The sequence below is a fragment of the Bacillus sp. V33-4 genome, assembly GCF_002860225.1.
In the GTDB taxonomy this organism is placed as follows: Bacteria; Bacillota; Bacilli; order Bacillales; family Cytobacillaceae; genus Bacillus_BJ; species Bacillus_BJ canaveralius.
Genome location: NZ_PGVC01000023.1, coordinates 14,760 through 31,755 on the forward strand (window position 1 = coordinate 14,760; position 16,996 = coordinate 31,755).

Sequence of the window (16,996 nt, forward strand, 5' to 3'; positions counted from 1 at the left end):
TTATCTTTCTTTGTTCTGCTGTCCGTTTATAAACACATCTTCGCGCTTCAATACTGATATAACAGTTTTAAAAAATATTTTTATATCAATCCACAAAGATAAATGGTCAATGTAATAAATATCATTTTGAATTCTTTCTTTCCAAGGCACAGTGTTTCTAAAGTATGCCTGATTATAGCCGGTGATACCCGGTCTAATCTCTAATTTTCTTTCTTCATTGCCCTCGTACAGATTACGATGTTCTGGCAAGTCAGGCCTTGGTCCAATAATACTCATATCACCTTTAATTATATTTAAAAGCTGGGGTGTCTCATCTAGACTTGTTTTACGAATAAACTTACCGATCTTTGTTAACCTTGGATCGTCTTCAGCATTAAAGGTGGAGCCATCTTTATTTCTTAAGTCGGGTGCATTCATTTTCATAGAACGGAACTTATACATCTTGAATACTTTTCCACTTTTACCTAGGCGAGGAGAATTATAAAAAATCGAACCTTTATCTTGGAAATAAATAATTGGGCCAATAATAGCTACGATAATAATCCAAAACGGCAACGCTAATACCGCTAGCAAGAAGTCAAACATTCTTTTTAAAAAATATTTATACATTCTGTAACCCTACTTAACTTCACTTATTATTTTTATAAAACTCTCTATCACATACTCCACGTCCTCATCAGTTAACAAAGTATGAAGCGGAAGTGTAATTTCATTTTCATACATTTCAAAAGCACAAGGAAAATGTTTTATATCAAACCCTAAATTCTTATATGCCGTAAACATTGGTAATGGCTTGTAGTGAACGTTACATGCTATGCCCGCATCAGCCATTTTTACGATTATTTCATTTCTTTCTACTTCACCTAATCCAGGAATCCTCGTTAAATAAAGATGTCCTGATGATACAAAGTCTTCTCCGTAATGTTGCAAGCTTTGTACTCCTAACGGTAAAAATGCATTATTATACTTCTCAATAATCTCTTGACGTCTTTTCATGATTTCTTCATATCTATTTAACTGGCCCATTCCAATTCCAGCTGTAATATCGGTCATATTACATTTATAAGCAGGGTACACAATATCATATTCCCATGAACCTTTTTGTGTTTTCACCAATGCGTCTTTAGATTGCCCATGAAGGCTGTATAGCATAAATTCCTTATATAGCGATTCATCATCAACACCAAGATCACTACGCCAGACAACAGCCCCACCTTCAGCTGTTGTCAAATTCTTAACTGCATGGAAAGAGAAGCAAGTGAAATCCGCAACTTGCCCACATTTCATTCCTTTTCTCTGAGCTCCAAAAGCATGAGCAGCATCAGTCATTACAATTACTCTATTAAATAACGATTGCAATTCGTTATTAGGCATAAATAAATGCTTCTTGCTGTTTACTATTTCATATATCACATCGTAATCACATATTTTCCCAGCTATGTCAACAGGAATGATAGCTTTCGTCTTTTCCGTAATCGCATCAGCAAGTTTAGAATAATCCATCTCAAAAGAATTTGCGGCCGTATCAACCAGTACAATTTTCGCCCCAACATGTTCAATAACTGACGCAGATGCTGTATAAGTATAAGCTGAAGTAATAACCTCATCACCAGGGCCTATTCCTAAAATACGAAGAGTAAGTTCCATAGCGGCTGTAGCAGAATTTAAACAAACCGCTTTATTTGTTCCAACATATTCAGCTATCTTCTTTTCAAATTCTTTTGTTCTGGGTCCAGTTGTAATCCAACCAGATTTCATTGCTTTAACAACTTCTCCAATTTCCTCTTCTGAAATATCAGGTGGAGAAAAAGGTATATTTCTGACTTTAGTATCTATCATTTTTATTCCTCACTTTATTCGGTTTCACTGTTTAAGATTAAGTGTTCTTCTTAGTGGCTTAGTACTCAATTGGATTGTGAACCTTCTAATTCTAATTAACTACTAACCCACTAAATACTTTCATAAATTTGGGTTTCAAAGCCATAAGAACTTCAGCTCCTTTTCTATGAAAAATGATGAGACATAGGAAAAGGAGCTGATGCCATCTGCTTTATTATTTTACTGTGCTGATCTCCATAATTTTTTCAAGATAAGTGAGCAGTTCGTGTTTGATTTCATCATTCTGTAACGCAAACTCAATCGTAGTCTTCACAAACCCAATCTTCTCCCCAACATCATACCGCTTTCCTTCGAAATCATAAGCAAATACTCGTTGTATCTGGTTCAATTTTTGAATGGCATCGGTCAACTGGATTTCTCCGCCAGCCCCGGTTTCCTTCCGGTCTAAAAACATAAAGATTTCCGGTGTAAGGATATATCTTCCCATTATCGCCAGATTGGATGGAGCAGTTCCAGGTTTAGGTTTTTCAACAAAGTTCTTAACTTGATATGTGCGGCCATCTTGCGAAGCTGGATCAATGATGCCGTATCTATGTGTTTCTTCATCAAGCACCATCTGAACCCCAATTACAGAAGAACGAGTTCCATCATATATATTCATCAGCTGTTTCAAGCATGGGGTTTCACTTTGAACGATATCGTCCCCCAGGAGAACAGCAAATGGTTCATCACCGATAAAATGGCGTGCGCACCAAACTGCATGCCCTAACCCTTTAGGTTCTTTTTGGCGGATATAATGAATATCTGCGAGGTTGGTAGAATATAGCACTTTATCTAATAAATCTAGTTTTCCTTTTTCCTTTAAATTTTGTTCCAATTCTGGTGCGAAGTCGAAATGATCTTCAATTGCTCTGTTACCTTTTCCGGTTACGATGATGATTTCTTCAATTCCTGATGCAATTGCCTCTTCGACTATAAACTGGATCGTTGGCTTGTCAACAATCGGCAGCATTTCTTTTGGCATTGCTTTAGTGGCTGGCAGAAAACGTGTACCTAAACCAGCGGCCGGGATAATTGCTTTTCGAACCTTTTTCAATTAGATATCCCCCTATCACTACTTAGCTACTAGATGAATATTGTTCTCTCTTCGATTCGCTAAATTTAATAAGAAATCTTTTGTTTCCAAAGCTGTAAAGTTTTCAAAAGATTTTAATAGAAAGTCCACTTCTGCTTCCTGTTCCAATACTGCCTTGCCGATAAATATTTTCGGGAAAACCGGTTCAGGAAAGACCTCGTTCTCATTTAGTAGTTCCTCAAACATCTTCTCTCCGGGCCGTATTCCTAAGAATTTAATCCCTATATCTTCGAATTTATAGCCAGACAGTTTAATTAAGTTTTTAGCCAAATCAACGATTTTCACAGGTTCCCCCATATCAAGGACAAAAATTTCCCCGCCCTTTGCCAGTGATCCTGCCTGGATAACCAGGCGTGAAGCTTCCGGAATCGTCATAAAATATCGGGTCATTTCCGGATGGGTGACGCTTACTGGGCCTCCAGCCCTGATTTGTTTTGTAAACAATGGAATTACGCTGCCCCGACTTCCGAGTACATTGCCAAAACGGACGGCGACAAATTTTGTTTTACTTTCTTTATCTAATTGTTGGATGACCATTTCTGCTATTCTTTTTGTTGATCCCATTACGTTAGTTGGGTTAACGGCTTTATCGGAGGATATTAACACGAATGTTTCTACGCCAAACATATCCGCTGCTTCCGCAACATTTTTCGTACCAAAAACATTGTTTTTGACGGCTTCTCTTGGATTGTATTCCATCAGCGGAACATGTTTATGGGCCGCTGCATGGTAAACGACATTTGGCTGGTACTCTTCCATGACTTCAAACATTCTTTCCCGGTCCTGGACATCTCCGATGATTGGGACAATTTCTATATTGGCCGCATAATGCTGACGGAGTTCCATATCAATTTCATAAATGCTGTTTTCACCATGACCAAGCAAAACGATTTTCTGTGGTGAAAAGTTACAAATCTGCTGGCAAATCTCTGAACCGATTGAACCGCCTGCTCCTGTTACCAGCACTGTTTTTCCGCTGACGTATTCTGAAATGCTGTTAATATCCAATTCAACCTGCTCACGCCCTAATAAGTCTTCCACCTTGACGTCCCTGAACTGGTTAACTGATACTTTTCCGAGCATAATGTCTTCAATCATTGGCATCGTTTGTGTTTTCGCGTTCGTTTTTAAACATTCTTCAGAAATCCGTTTTAACTCAGGTTTGCTTAATGAAGGAATCGCGATAACAATATTATCAATTTTCAGTGTTTCAACCATACTTGCAATTGCGGTTGAGTTGCCGACTACCGGAATCCCGAGGATTTGCAGCCGATATTTTTTGGGGTCATCATCAATAAATGCGACAGGCTGCAATTCAATATCACGATTATGGAGAAGTTGTCGAGCGACTAAGGAACCTGCTGCACCCGCTCCAATTATTAATGTTCTCTTTTTTTGTTGCAAAGTTGTTATGTACCGGTCCCGAACTATTCTCCACGAAAAGCGCGAGCCTCCAATTAACAGGACATGGAGCATCAAGGCAATCGCCAGCGCCCGGACATAAACGTCCTGGAAAATCAGCAACTGGATAATCCCTGTCGAGAAGATTGAGAGGAATACCGCTTTAACAATCGAAATCAATTCTCCAACGCTCGCGTATTCCCATGCTTTGTTATAAAGCTTGTACATCGAAGCATAGAAATGGTGGAATGTCAGTAACGTCAACGATGTTATTAATAAGGTGGGCAACTTAAAAATCCCTAAATATGGATGGAGGATTAGATAACTGATATAAATAGCTGAGAAAACGATCAAAGAATCAAGCAGTGCTAAAATGGCTAACCTCTTCCGGTACGTCAACGAACAATCCCCTTTCATTTTATATTTTCCCGGTCTTGTTTAAGGGTGTATAAAAAAATAAATAGCTAATGATAATCCACGTTGTAGCACGCGCACTATCATTAGATATTTAAATGTAAGCGCCTCAATAATTTCGTTTAGTAAATCAAAATTTTTGGGGCATTTAACCCCTCCTCACACCACACCATTGACGACTGACGTCTAAGGCAAAAGTCGCTCTCTTGCCCACGGCATGATCGAGTGCCTCCATCGGTATCGGTTAGGAGACATTACCAAGAAGGTCTCAAAGACCCCTTAAATATTATTGGATTTTCTCAGAAAACACCTAAAAATTTCTTCTTTTTAATCTTTTCCGGCACTTCTTTGTACACTGTTTGCCCTTCAACAAGAAGCTCTGCATTTTCTGTAAAAAAGTAAACCATGTCAACGCCATACTTTTTTTCAATTTCATCCAATGCTTCAACCATTTTAAACGATCGGGTTGAAACGTTGTGGGCATCGGATGAAACAAAATGGGCCAGATTTGCGTCTATTACTTGCAGGGAGAATTTTTTAATATTCTTTCCAAAGTGACCGGCTACGCTTGCGGCGGTTACCTGTGTTAACGCGCCCTTTTTGACAAGCTGATAGAGAAGTTCGGGATGTTCGATGATTTCCTGGTTTCGTTCCGGATGGACAATGATCGGTACTAACCCCTTTAACTGTATATCAAATAATAATCGCTCAGCATATCGGGGAACATGTGCAGAGGGGAATTCAACGAATAAATAACGATTTCCGTTATTTATCGTTAAAATTTCTTCCTGTTCGTAATCTTCCAACATCTCACCGTAGATTCTTGTTTCTTGTCCCGGCAGGATCTGAACCGGGACGACTGCCTCTTCAAGTGCCTTATTTAATTCAGTCACTTTGGCTAATATATCTTCTTTCACGTTACTGTATTTGCCGTTTTGATGATGAGGGGTGGCAATGATGGTTCTAATCCCTTCCTGATATGCGAGCTTTGCCATTGCAATACTGTCGTCGATCGTTCTCGCTCCATCGTCAATACCAGGCAGGATGTGGCAGTGGATGTCAATCATCGGTGTCTTTCCCCCTCTTCGTTTTGTAAAAACATTACCAATCTATCATACTACCATTCGGAAAAAGTTGTAAATAGCGAACGTTGTCGATTCTTGATTATTTTGTTCCATAGTAATAATAATAGGCAGAATCCTTGGCTTTTTTATTGTTCAGGACCACTCCCATTAATTTTCCCTTTGCATTGATCAACAGTTCCTTTGATTTGCTGGCATGGTCGATTTCCGTTTTTCCGCTTGAGACAACGAGTAATGTTCCGTCGCATTTGTTGGCGAGAATTTGCGCGTCGGTAACCGCTAAAACAGGCGGTGTATCAAATAGGACCATATCAAATTGTTCATATGCTTTTTCAAGCATTTCATCCATTGCTTTTGATCCGATCAATTCAGCCGGGTTCGGCGGTACAGGGCCGCTCGGAAGAATAAACAGGTTTTTCTCGCCGGACTCTGCCGCTGCTTCCATTAAGCCTGTTTGTTTAGTCAGGACCGTTGTCAGGCCAAATGTATTGGTTAAGTTAAACGTATAATGCACAGTCGGTTTTCTCATATCGGCATCGATAAGAAGCACCTTTTTCCCCTGCTGGGCGAACACAACAGCTAGGTTGGCAATCGTTGTCGATTTACCTTCTCCCGGACCGGATGATGTGACCATTAGAGAGCGGATGTCTTTGTCTACCGTTGAAAACTGGATATTGGTGCGGATTGTCCGGTATTGCTCGGAAATCGGTGATTTTGGATCCAGCTTTGCGATTAATTTACGTTTATGCTCAAACATTTTTGCTTTTGTGATTTTAAGAGCCAATTGTCTCACCTCTCAGCTTTGCTTTTCGATCTGCACGGGAGCGGATATCTTCTTGTTCGTCTATTTTCGTAATCACACCTAATACCGGAAGCTCCAACAGCTTTTCGATGTCCTGCTCCGTTTTAATCGTGTTATCAAGATATTCCAATAGAAAGGCGAGTCCGACTCCTGCCATTAGCCCGACAACCATGGCAATCGCGATATTCAACAATGGATTTGGTTTTACAGGAGCCTGATTATCTGTGATAGCCGCGTTTGCTAAAATGCTGACATTATCGACATTCATAATGCTGACGATTTCTTTTTGAAATACTTCAGCTACTTTATTGGCAATTTCGGCAGCCTGGGATGCATCCTCATCTTGAACCGTTACATTGACAACCTGCGAATTTTGTTCACTTTGCACGGTGATTTTTTCATTCAACTGGCCGACTGAAATATCCAAGTCCAGTTCTTTCTTGACCAATTCAAGAATGGCAGGACTTTTAATAATCACGTTGTATGTATTGATTAATTGCAGGTTTGTTTGAACTTCACTTACGTTATAGAGCGCCTGCTCTTCTTTATTTTGATTGACTAACAGCTGGGTTGAAGCCTGATAGATTGGGGTTAAAATAAAGTAACTGATGATCGCACAGACGGTAACGGCAACAATCGTAATCACCACGATTAAATTCAGTCGTTTCCTGAGGGTTTGAAATAATTCTCTTAAGCTGATCGTCTCTTCCATTTGTTCCTCCAAAAATTCTTGATAAATAATAGTAGTATTATATCATAATATGTTGTAAAATTTTGTGTTTGTTGGCATAATCTTATTAGTTTAAAATCAAATTATGCAATATCTTCTATTAAATAATATTTCGAACCTTTTTAATAGTTATTTTTTGTGTATGGGAAATATTTCCGAAAAATAATGTTGTCGTAGATTATAAATTTTTGGGGGTCACTCGTCTGATGAAGGCTATTTTTACTACTATACTGGCAATATGCTGTGCCGTTATTTTAATAATGGGACAAATTTATTGGAACGAAAAAACAACTGTTCCGGGGAATAATCAGGCAGGAGCTGTTCCGTCTCGGGTAGAAAAGGCCGCACCGCCTGTTAAAAATAAATCAAAACGTTCCAACTCCGATTATATAAACCTTGCCGGTAACTGGCCCGAAGCAAGCCAGGAACGGTTTAAAACAACATTGGCTGAAAAGCAGCCATTTAAAATCCTTTTCGCTGGTTCGGAAGCTCTGTCACTTGAAGATAACGGCTGGCCAATTTTGGTTAAGGAAAAAATCGAAGCTGCTTATGGGAAAACAGTTACTGTGCATTCGATTCAATACGGTTTGAACTCAATCGATTTTATCAATCAAGAAAGCCAGGCGGAAATCGCCGCTGAAAAGGCTGATATGGTTATTTTTGAACCATTCACTTTATTGGATAACGGTGTTGTTGAGCTCAATCAATCGCTGCAGAATATCAGCACCATCATAGCTGACATTCAAGCTGCAAACGAACACACGGTGATTGTTTTACAGCCACCGCATCCTCTCTATGCAGCGCGTTATTATCCCGTTCAGGTCGAGGAACTGAAAAAGTATGCTGCACAAAACGGGATCACGTATCTGGACCATTGGGCAGCCTGGCCTGACCAGCAAAGTGAGGACCTTAAACAGTATTTGTCGGAGGACCAGAGCAGGCCTAATGAAAAGGGTCATGAGGTTTGGGCTGGATTTATTGAGGACTTTTTAATCAAAAACTAGTAGCGCAATAGTACTAATCATTGCCACTAGAACCATTATTTAATAGAATAACATTAGGGAGGAGATAACTATGAGAACAAGAGCCCGAAAAAGGGAAACCTTACTTATTGATGATATTAAATACGCGCTAACAACTGTTTTGCTTCATGTTACCTTCTATTCCTTGATCATTTTTATCCTGATATTTTTTATGGAATGGCTCGGTTAAATACACAGCATGTGTACTCGTTCGGAGATAATAATACATAAAAAACTAAAATCCCCTCACGTGCAGTTCAGTTTGTGAAGGGGATTTTTCAATGCTGAAAATCACATACATTTTCTCGCTATATGACATCGTTCATATTACGCTTCATACAACTCCAACGGCAGGTCGTCCGGGTCGCGGAAAAAGGTAAATTTCTTTCCTGTTAGTTCATCCACTCGTATCGGTTCTGTCGCAACTCCATGCTGCTTAAGATATTCAACATTTTCTTCAATGTTAGACACAGAAAAGGCAAGATGACGCAATCCGCATGCTTCGGGTCCAGTTGGACGTTTGACTGGGTTTGGAAAAGAAAATAATTCGATCTGCCCTGTTTCGCCAATGCGCAGATCCAGTTTATAGGAATCACGTTCTGCTCGATACGTCTCCTCGATCACTTTGCAGCCCAATATATTTATGTAGAAATGCTTTGATTTTTGATAGTTAGAACAAATAATTGCGATATGATGAATATGATTGATTTTCAAGTCCGAACACTCCTTTTAGCCATTTTATTTATCAATCTGCCCCTGCGCTTGTATGGTTTGATTTTATCATTGCTGTAACATGGATTAAATACTAAGTTAGAAGAGCCCTCACCGAAATCACAAAAACGTTAACTCACTTCCAAACGAAATCAACCTCGAAAAGATATTGAAATCTCCTGAATTTTGTATAACATGTTCTCCCGCAAGCCATACTAAAGATTATGATTTATCAAGTAGGGAGGGATCTTCGGATATGAAGTGGATTGTTAGGAATGGATTGTTACTCTATATCATTCTGATCTTTTTAACAGGGCTGTTCCTGGCCATTTTCGAAGAGAAGATTAATCTATCTTCATCGATATGGACGATTCTTCTCTTGTCCTATTTTTTGCTGCTTAGCATTTATATTGGTGTAGGACAACGAAATGCGAAGCGTACGAACGATAAAGCTCATGCAACGGAAAAAACCCCTTTCGAGTGATGAAAGGGGCTTTTTCGTTAACACGACATTATTATTGCCTGCTGCTTTGGAAAACATTTTTCACGCGGCTGACTACTGGCTTTGATCCGCCTTTATTTTCCACGCCTTCTATCATCATGGCGATTAGTAAATTCGGATTTTCAACATTGTATGCGACAAACCAGCCGTTTTCCGTTCCTTTTTCGCCCTGTTTTTCTTTTAGTTCAGCTGTTCCGGTTTTTCCGGCAAGCGGATAACCGTCGATCCGGGCAGAGTGCGCCGTACCGCTCGGGTCTTCGACCACTTTTCTTAACGAATTATTGATTTGCGCTAGTACCGTCTCATCAACCAGGTTTTCTTTCAAAGGCTGCGCTGTTTGCTCTTCTGCCAGCAAAATCGGTTTAATCATCGTTCCGTTATTCACAAAAGGTGTATACGTAGAGGCTAAATGGACGATGTTCATTTCGATATGTCCTTGTCCGTAACCTGAGTCAGCGAGACGGACTTCGTTATCAAGCTCGCCGATTTTAGAGTTTTCCAATGGGAATGCATAGCCAAACTCCTCTTCAAAACCAAAACTTTTTAGCCCTGCTGTTAACTTTTCTGCACCGAGCGCCAGGGCAGCCTGAGCAAAATAAATATTATCCGAGAGGAGCAAGGCGCGATCCAAGTTAACCGGGCCGTTCGGGTCGGTTACCCTGGTAATCTTGTAGCTTCCCCATGAGTTGTCTTTTTGCCATTGCAGCCCATCGACTTCCATCTGCTGCTCAGGTGTAATCACACCTTCTTTTAAGCCGATTGCGGCCGTGATCGGCTTGATGACAGATCCCGGTGCATATGTTTGCTTAAAACGGGTCGTCAATGGCTTCTGCGGGTTTTCTTCAATAGACTGCCAATATTGTCCCGTTGCGCCTAAAGCAATTGTGTTCGGATCAAATGCAGGGCTGCTGACTAGTGCCAATGTTTCTCCGGTTACCGGGTTCATTGCTGTACCAGTGCCCGCTTCGCCGGCGAGCTCATTGAACATCGTGCTTTGCAAACCGATATCGATCGTCAGCTTGACGTTTTCGCCATTGGCGACTTCTTTTTCGGCAAGCAGCACTTCAGAGCCGTCTTCTTTTTTAATATAGATTTTTGAACCGTTCTGTCCCTTCAATCTTTCCTCGAGAACCTGCTCCATTCCTCGTTTGCCGATCACATCATTGCTCGAATAGCCTTTACTCGCTAATTCCTTGAGCTCCTCAGCTGTTACCGGCCCTACGTAACCGACCAACTGTGCAGCTGCGTCCTTGTAAGGATAGACACGGGCTGGAACATCTTTTTTGAGTACTGATGGAATTTCCATCAACTGTGCAAGCAATTCTTGATTCTCCACGGGTATTTTCTTGATAGGCACAAAGTAATCCGGCTGGACCCACTCGGCATTCAAAGCCTTGTCAATCTGGGCGGCTTCGATTCCAAGCAAGCCCGCCACTCTGGAAATAATATCTTCGCGGTTTCCTTCCATTTGCGCAGGCACGATACCGATTTCAAGGGCGGTCCCGTTGACCGCAAGCCCATTATCATTTCGGTCGACAATCTCGCCTCTTACCGACGGAACCGATGAGAGTCCAATTTTATCCCCCGCTCCAAGCTCAGGAAAAATAAACGTCGTATCCCAATCGACAAACCAGTTCTCTTTCTCATTCTGGGTCTCCTGTTTCAACGGAGCCTGGTGCTTAAAGGAAATAGGGCCTGCCAAACTGTTCATTTTTGCCGAGAATGAAAATCTAGCTTCTTCCCCTTCTGCTTTTTCTTCAGGAGGGTCAAATTTGATCTTTAAATCAGATATTTCGAGATCACTATAAACTTTTTGATAGCGTTCGACATACTCTTTCTTTGTTACCGCTTCTTTCGCATCAGCGGTTAAATAATCGTACATGTCTTCAAATTTTTGCTCATTCCACAGTTCAACATATTTACTGAACCGATCCTCCGGAGTCGGGTCGTTATTGCACCCGGCCAGTAACGCCGCAAGGGCAATTACGAAAAAATAAATAGTTTTCCTCAAGGTTCTCCCCCTCTGTCTGAAATTCCCATTCTATCTTTCTATTTTAAATAACATTCGACAAAATCTCAAATCAAAATAGGCTGGCTGAAGTTTCAACCAACCCCTTAAGTATATTCAAACATAAATTAAACATGAATAAAAGCCGTAGCATGATCCCCAATTTAAGCCCCTTTGTCATTTTTTCCGTAAAGATAGCGGGACCAAAAATAATTAACCGCTTCTTCAAGAATGACCATAAACAAAAAAACACCGATCGCCGAATATAGCCAAATCATCAAGTTCATTTCTCCTCACTGGACTTTTTCCCTTCTCTTCATTAGACGAAAAAGCGAGATTTGGAGTTTCAAATATTTGTCAACCTTTTTCGACAAAAAAAGGGATTATCCGCAAGCTGGTGGGCAGGATAATCCTTTTTCTACTTTTGCACTAAGTAACGCGATTTAAGATAGTTTATTGAAGGTTCTTGATCCACAAAGCATTTTTGAACGCCGATCAATTCGAGAAATTGATAGATTTTTTCCATCGAAACCGTTTTATACTCTTCTGTTACCGACAGCCGATCAAGCCGTGCGACAGTTTCTTTTACTTGCTCGCTTTGATTTTTATCAACTTCATATCTTGTGCTGAATCCTTCTGTGGTTGTATAAATGACAGCCTCGCCAATTTTGTGGTGTTCTTGCTTAAAATGAAATGAGAAAATGATCGCACACTCGTCTTCTTTAAATGTGGGGAAGACATTCATTTCGATATCTTTCAATTTATACACCTCTTTTTGGAAAAGGATTTATTTTACTTTAACAGAAGTGAAAAAATCATGTTTTTCAGTTATATAGCGCTTTTGTCGCTGATTATCGGTGTTACCGGCTTCTATTCCACTGTTTTCAGCTATTTATATAATTATAAGCATATTTTTCCTATGTAAATGTTAATAACCTATAAATTTGTATAAAAAGGCCGCCTTGTTTCCAAAGCGGCAAAAGGAGATTAAAAGGTATTGTTCGTAAAACAGATAAAACATACTGGGTGAATAAGATTAGAAAGCTGCAGCAGAAATTCTTAGTAAACTGTTGGAAGCTCGTGATACACTGTTGGAAGTTCGTTGGTTCCAACACTAGATCCAACAAAGCCAGCGCCAAATACGATGGTCATTACAGCTAAAAACACGATGAATCGTTTTTTCATGACAAGCCCTCCTTCAAAATCATTTGATTTTTTGCTAAGCTTGAGGTAGTAACAATTGCTTACAAGCCTATTAAAACATAATTAGAAATTTGATTGATTCTGGATTAGGAGCGTTTATAGCGGATTTTTTTGTAGTTTTCTGCTGTTTCCTTTCCTTTTTCTAAAATAATATAACTCTAGGCATATTTTCGGGATGTGGAATAATGGATTTTTTAGCGATTGGTGAAAAAATTAAAGAATTACGGAAGCTTATGGGGTTGTCACAAACAGAATTAGCAAAGGGTATTTGTACCCAGGCGCAAATCAGCAAAATCGAAAAAGGGGATGTATTCCCGTTCGCCTCGACACTGTATTTAATCTCACAGCGGCTTGGCGTTGATGTAAACTACTTTTTCAATATCGGCACTACACCGAGGCTCGATTATGTTCAAGAGGTGACCCGCCTGTTAAACAAAGCTCGCCGCAATATCGACTATCAGGGAATCAAGGAGATTATTAATTCTGAAGAAAATAATCCGTTATTTTCGCAAAACCGGAAAAACCAGCAGCTGTTATTATGGCATAAAGGAATTTGTGAATATGAATTAAACAAAAACCTGACAAAAGCGTTTATTCTTCTTGATGAAGCGATTTTGCTGACCCATGAAAAGGTCTGGAAGGAACGGGAAATCGAAATTGAAATTTGCAAAGGCAATATCTACTTCGAAGAAAAAGAGTTGGAAGCTGCGCTGGACGTCTATCTTCCAGCAAAAGAACATTTAGAACTGCTTCCCCATGTACAGGACGAAACGATCAAAAGCAGGGTTCTATATAACACAGCGCGTACCTTCACAAGGCTGCAGCACTACAAAGCTTCAAACGATGCCTGCAAAGAAGCAATCGACTGGTGTTTGGAACGGGACAATCTGTACTTGCTCGGGGAATTCCATTACCATATTGGTTACAATTATGAGCTGCAAGACGATTTTTCATTGGCAAAAACCTATATGGAAAAGGCATTGATTATCTTTGAACTGCAAAAGGTTGATAAGTACATCCATTTTATAAAGAGCAAAATAAAAAAATGGTGACTGAATCAGGTCACCATTTTTTTAGATTTTTCTAGAAAAAATGAGTTGCAAGTCCAATTCGAGTTCTTGAAGTATTTGATCAACCGTTATGTCCTTTTCGTTCAAACCTTTTTCGTACGCTTTTTTGATAATCTCAGAAAAGCAGTCTTGGTCCTGTTTGCTATCAATCATTAGTCTATCTTCCTTTGCATTTTTTTAAATCTTGCTGAAAAGTTTGTCACTTATTGCATTTATTAGACGAAACATGTGATAAAATAGTTGCAATAATAGAAAAAAAGGAGTGAATATCAAAGATTATGAAAAAGAAACTGGCTTCACTGGCTACTGTTGCTGTACTAACCACTGGCTTCTCGGCTACTGTTTCCGCCAATACATACACGGTTCAAAAAGGGGATACCCTTTCCGGGATTGCGAAAAAAAAGAATACAAGTGTCGCCGAACTTAAGCAGATTAATAGCTTGCAGTCAGATTTAATATTGATCAACCAACAGTTAAAAATTTCACAAACCGCCAATGTCCCCGGACAAAGTGTACAGCCCCCAGTTTTACAAACAGCAAAAACGTATACGATTGTGAAGGGCGACACAATGATTAAAATTGCCAACCAGCACGGCATCAGTCTGGCTGAGCTTTCCTCATGGAATAACCTTAAAGACCATCTCATCTACCCAGACCAAAAACTGCTTGTTTCCAGCCCATTGAACACAGGCCCGGCTGTCGTTTCGACGCCGCCACAGGTGTCTGCTCCTCCTGTACAAGCTGAGCCTGCAAACGTAACGGAATACGTTATAAAACCGGGTGATACTTTAGGACATATCGGCAGAAGCTTTGGCGTTTCGGTTCAGCAGCTAAAAACCTGGAATAGTCTTTCCTCAGACCTTATTTATGTCGGCCAAAAGTTAAAGATAACTGCAACAGCTGCTGCTCCAGTGGTTGCTCCCAATCTGCCGCCGGTTGTCGTACAGCCTTCGAATCCCGTTAGTGAGGTTTCAGGCTTATTAAATACAGCTAAAAGCTTGCTCGGAACCCCGTATCAGTGGGCAGGTTCAGCACCGGGAGGATTTGATTGCAGCGGTTTTATTTTTTATGTTTTTAAGCAATCAGGCAAACAAATCGCCCGCTTATCGTCAGAAGGATATTACAGCCGCTCATATTATGTAAACGAACCGCAACCAGGTGATCTCGTATTCTTTGAAAATACATATAAAGCAGGAATCTCGCATATGGGAATTTATCTCGGAAACAACGAGTTCATCCATGCCAACTCATCGCAGGGCGTCTCAATCTCGAACCTTAATAATAGCTATTACCAAAGCCATTTTGATGGCTTTAAGAGATTCTATTAATTTTTTAGCTGCACCTGCCGACTTAGTCGGCGGGTGTCTTTTTTACTACGGCTGCTTATTGCTAGATTTTGACCGCGAAGCTCGAATTTTACGCAAGGATGCAACATAGTCAGTCTTTCTTCGATCATAAATATGGTTTTCACTCGTAAATTTCGTTTTTCGCTCGTAAATTTGATTTTTCGCCCGTAAATCTGGTTTTTCGCTCGTAAATTTGATTTTTCGCTCGTAAATCTGGTGTTCCGCTCGTAAATCCGATTTCGCGACTATAAATATTGAGTGCTCAACTATAATCTATCTGCTTTGTTATCTGAAATTATATAATCGAATTTGCTGTTCTCTTAATACACACAATGAGGAACATTTTTTGCGCACTATCTTTATTACCACTCAGTTCACAATCGTAAACCTGCTCTTACAAGAAAAAATCCCTCTCTGATGAAAGGGATCATCCTGCTCACATTTGCAAAAATCCTGTAATAATATACTTGATATATTCCTTTTTATCCAACTGTTTGAACGCTTTTTTGCTCCATTTTCCTGTTTCCACCGGGGTATAGAAAGGAGTTTTGTTGCGCAGTTTGGAAGTTGATTCGAGCACGATGAATTCGCCCTGTTTCACTCCTTTGACAATTTCTTTCGTGCCGTTCACTTCCAATCCCGGCTGGACAGCTTGCCTGCTTAATTTGCCGTTCCCGGCCATTACATAGACACTGCCTTTTCTTTTAATGCTTGCCGCCGGGACGGTGAGCGCATCTTTTGCTTCCTTCGTTATTAAGGTGACATCAACATTGGAGCCGTGCACCAGGCCTTTAAAGTTTTCTTCAAGATGAATTTGAAACGGATAGCTGCTGGCTTGGCCATTTTCGGGATTGTCTGAAGCAAAGCCGGCGATCTTCTCGACAGTGCCTTCACGTTTCCCACTCACAATCGGAGAGGTGACAGACGCCTTCATTCCTTCTGACAGCTTCAAAAACTTGTCTTCAGGCAACATGCCCTCTACTTTTTGCTGGTTCGATATGATCTTTACAATTGGATTGCCCAAATCATGGCGCACACTCTTTACCCAGCCATCCAGCTCACTGTTGACGGTCATCTCTGTTAAGCCTTCCTCAAGCGCCGTTATGATTTCCTCATACTTGACGATTTCAGCTTCAAGCTCCGCAATTCTAAGCTCTTTATTGAGAATTTCTTGCTGGATTGAATAGTTTATCACTTCGTTCGAGCTATTGCCGGACCCGTATGAATCGGCGGAATCAAAGTCATCGGATGTATCATCGAACGAGTCGGTTGAGTCATCGAATGAACTGGATGAATCATAAGAGTCGTAGGAAGAAGTATCAGACTGGAGAGACTCCAGCTCCATGATATGGTCATCGAGGCGGGAGATCTCCTCTTCTGCACGGGTAATTTCCGCCTCGAGATTACTAATCTCATTCTCCGTATTACTCGAAGAATATTCGATTAACGGTGTGCCCGATTCGACTGCATCGCCTTCTTCTACTAAAATATCGCTCAAATTTCCGCGTTCTTTATTAAAATAAACATGAAATTCCTCAAACGGGGCGACCTTGCCGGTAGCTTTCATCGTTTCTCTCAAGTTTTGTTGTTTCACGGTTGTCCACTTTTCGACGCGCGCAGCCCTAATGATTTCACTTTCACTTTTAAAAAGTAAATAGAGATTGGCTGAAAGGAACAAGATTAAGCCAGCAATCAGTGAGGTTTTTTTCCAGTTTATTCTCCACTTCAAGA

Annotated in this window: 18 protein-coding genes; 5 read left to right on the forward strand and 13 right to left on the reverse strand. The window is 40.4% G+C overall.

Features of this window, described 5'->3' with window-relative positions; genetic code table 11:
• The 7 genes from CVD23_RS08545 to CVD23_RS08575 all read right to left on the reverse strand — a co-directional run bounded on the left by CVD23_RS08545 (nucleotide 1) and on the right by CVD23_RS08575 (nucleotide 7,385).
• On the reverse strand, nucleotides 1–609 hold the full coding sequence (locus CVD23_RS08545) for a sugar transferase (protein ID WP_101665752.1): 609 nt from the start codon (nucleotides 607–609) through the stop codon (nucleotides 1–3).
• 9 nt (nucleotides 610–618) lie between these two features.
• The gene (locus CVD23_RS08550) at nucleotides 619–1,839 is read right to left on the reverse strand and encodes a DegT/DnrJ/EryC1/StrS family aminotransferase (protein WP_101665753.1); all 1,221 of its coding nucleotides are present in this window, start codon (nucleotides 1,837–1,839) and stop codon (nucleotides 619–621) included.
• Nucleotides 1,840–2,053: 214 nt separating this feature from the next.
• Entirely contained in the window at nucleotides 2,054–2,935 is an 882-nt protein-coding gene (gene galU / locus CVD23_RS08555; protein WP_101665754.1) for a UTP--glucose-1-phosphate uridylyltransferase GalU, read from the reverse strand.
• Between the two features lie 18 nt (nucleotides 2,936–2,953).
• Nucleotides 2,954–4,774, reverse strand: coding sequence for a polysaccharide biosynthesis protein (locus CVD23_RS08560; RefSeq protein WP_101665755.1), 1,821 nt, complete (start codon nucleotides 4,772–4,774; stop codon nucleotides 2,954–2,956).
• 314 nt (nucleotides 4,775–5,088) lie between these two features.
• Nucleotides 5,089–5,856 (reverse strand): tyrosine-protein phosphatase, encoded by a 768-nt coding sequence (locus CVD23_RS08565; RefSeq protein ID WP_101665756.1) that lies wholly within the window; start codon nucleotides 5,854–5,856, stop codon nucleotides 5,089–5,091.
• A gap of 97 nt (nucleotides 5,857–5,953) precedes the next feature.
• Nucleotides 5,954–6,628 carry a CpsD/CapB family tyrosine-protein kinase gene (locus CVD23_RS08570; protein WP_101665834.1) on the reverse strand — a complete coding sequence of 225 codons (675 nt, stop codon included), beginning with the start codon at nucleotides 6,626–6,628 and terminating at the stop codon, nucleotides 5,954–5,956.
• A gap of 16 nt (nucleotides 6,629–6,644) precedes the next feature.
• A complete protein-coding gene (locus tag CVD23_RS08575; RefSeq protein ID WP_101665757.1) occupies nucleotides 6,645–7,385 on the reverse strand; it encodes a YveK family protein in 741 nt (246 codons plus the stop codon).
• Nucleotides 7,386–7,609: 224 nt separating this feature from the next.
• Between CVD23_RS08575 and CVD23_RS08580 the strand changes: the two genes are divergently transcribed.
• Both CVD23_RS08580 and CVD23_RS21910 read left to right on the forward strand, forming a co-directional pair.
• Nucleotides 7,610–8,407, forward strand: coding sequence for an SGNH/GDSL hydrolase family protein (locus CVD23_RS08580; protein WP_101665758.1), 798 nt, complete (start codon nucleotides 7,610–7,612; stop codon nucleotides 8,405–8,407).
• A 70-nt stretch (nucleotides 8,408–8,477) separates the two neighbouring features.
• A complete protein-coding gene (locus tag CVD23_RS21910) occupies nucleotides 8,478–8,615 on the forward strand; it encodes a hypothetical protein (protein ID WP_180955606.1) in 138 nt (45 codons plus the stop codon).
• Nucleotides 8,616–8,752: 137 nt separating this feature from the next.
• Here CVD23_RS21910 and gloA2 read toward each other — a convergent pair whose 3' ends face one another.
• Entirely contained in the window at nucleotides 8,753–9,139 is a 387-nt protein-coding gene (gene gloA2 / locus CVD23_RS08585; protein WP_101665759.1) for an SMU1112c/YaeR family gloxylase I-like metalloprotein, read from the reverse strand.
• 253 nt (nucleotides 9,140–9,392) lie between these two features.
• On the opposite strand from gloA2, the gene CVD23_RS08590 reads away from it, so the two are divergent.
• Nucleotides 9,393–9,620: a hypothetical protein gene (locus CVD23_RS08590; protein WP_101665760.1), complete on the forward strand. Its 228-nt coding sequence runs from the start codon at nucleotides 9,393–9,395 to the stop codon at nucleotides 9,618–9,620.
• Nucleotides 9,621–9,651: 31 nt separating this feature from the next.
• On the opposite strand, the gene CVD23_RS08595 is transcribed toward CVD23_RS08590, so the two are convergent.
• The 3 genes from CVD23_RS08595 to CVD23_RS22440 form a co-directional block, all read right to left on the reverse strand.
• Complete coding sequence (locus CVD23_RS08595; protein ID WP_101665761.1) at nucleotides 9,652–11,649, reverse strand: penicillin-binding transpeptidase domain-containing protein; 1,998 nt, start codon at nucleotides 11,647–11,649, stop codon at nucleotides 9,652–9,654.
• Between the two features lie 415 nt (nucleotides 11,650–12,064).
• Nucleotides 12,065–12,406, reverse strand: a complete 342-nt coding sequence (locus tag CVD23_RS08600) for a hypothetical protein (protein ID WP_101665762.1) — start codon at nucleotides 12,404–12,406, stop codon at nucleotides 12,065–12,067.
• Between the two features lie 299 nt (nucleotides 12,407–12,705).
• A complete protein-coding gene (locus CVD23_RS22440) occupies nucleotides 12,706–12,831 on the reverse strand; it encodes a hypothetical protein (RefSeq protein ID WP_257985628.1) in 126 nt (41 codons plus the stop codon).
• A gap of 203 nt (nucleotides 12,832–13,034) precedes the next feature.
• Between CVD23_RS22440 and CVD23_RS08605 the strand changes: the two genes are divergently transcribed.
• Nucleotides 13,035–13,901: a helix-turn-helix domain-containing protein gene (locus CVD23_RS08605; protein ID WP_101665763.1), complete on the forward strand. Its 867-nt coding sequence runs from the start codon at nucleotides 13,035–13,037 to the stop codon at nucleotides 13,899–13,901.
• 21 nt (nucleotides 13,902–13,922) lie between these two features.
• Here the strand turns inward: CVD23_RS08605 and CVD23_RS21915 are convergent, their stop codons facing one another.
• A complete protein-coding gene (locus tag CVD23_RS21915) occupies nucleotides 13,923–14,072 on the reverse strand; it encodes a hypothetical protein (RefSeq protein WP_180955607.1) in 150 nt (49 codons plus the stop codon).
• 125 nt (nucleotides 14,073–14,197) lie between these two features.
• On the opposite strand from CVD23_RS21915, the gene CVD23_RS08610 reads away from it, so the two are divergent.
• On the forward strand, nucleotides 14,198–15,247 hold the full coding sequence (locus CVD23_RS08610) for a C40 family peptidase (protein WP_101665764.1): 1,050 nt from the start codon (nucleotides 14,198–14,200) through the stop codon (nucleotides 15,245–15,247).
• A 454-nt stretch (nucleotides 15,248–15,701) separates the two neighbouring features.
• Here CVD23_RS08610 and CVD23_RS08615 read toward each other — a convergent pair whose 3' ends face one another.
• A complete protein-coding gene (locus tag CVD23_RS08615; RefSeq protein WP_101665765.1) occupies nucleotides 15,702–16,994 on the reverse strand; it encodes an efflux RND transporter periplasmic adaptor subunit in 1,293 nt (430 codons plus the stop codon).
• Nucleotides 16,995–16,996 lie beyond the last annotated feature (2 nt).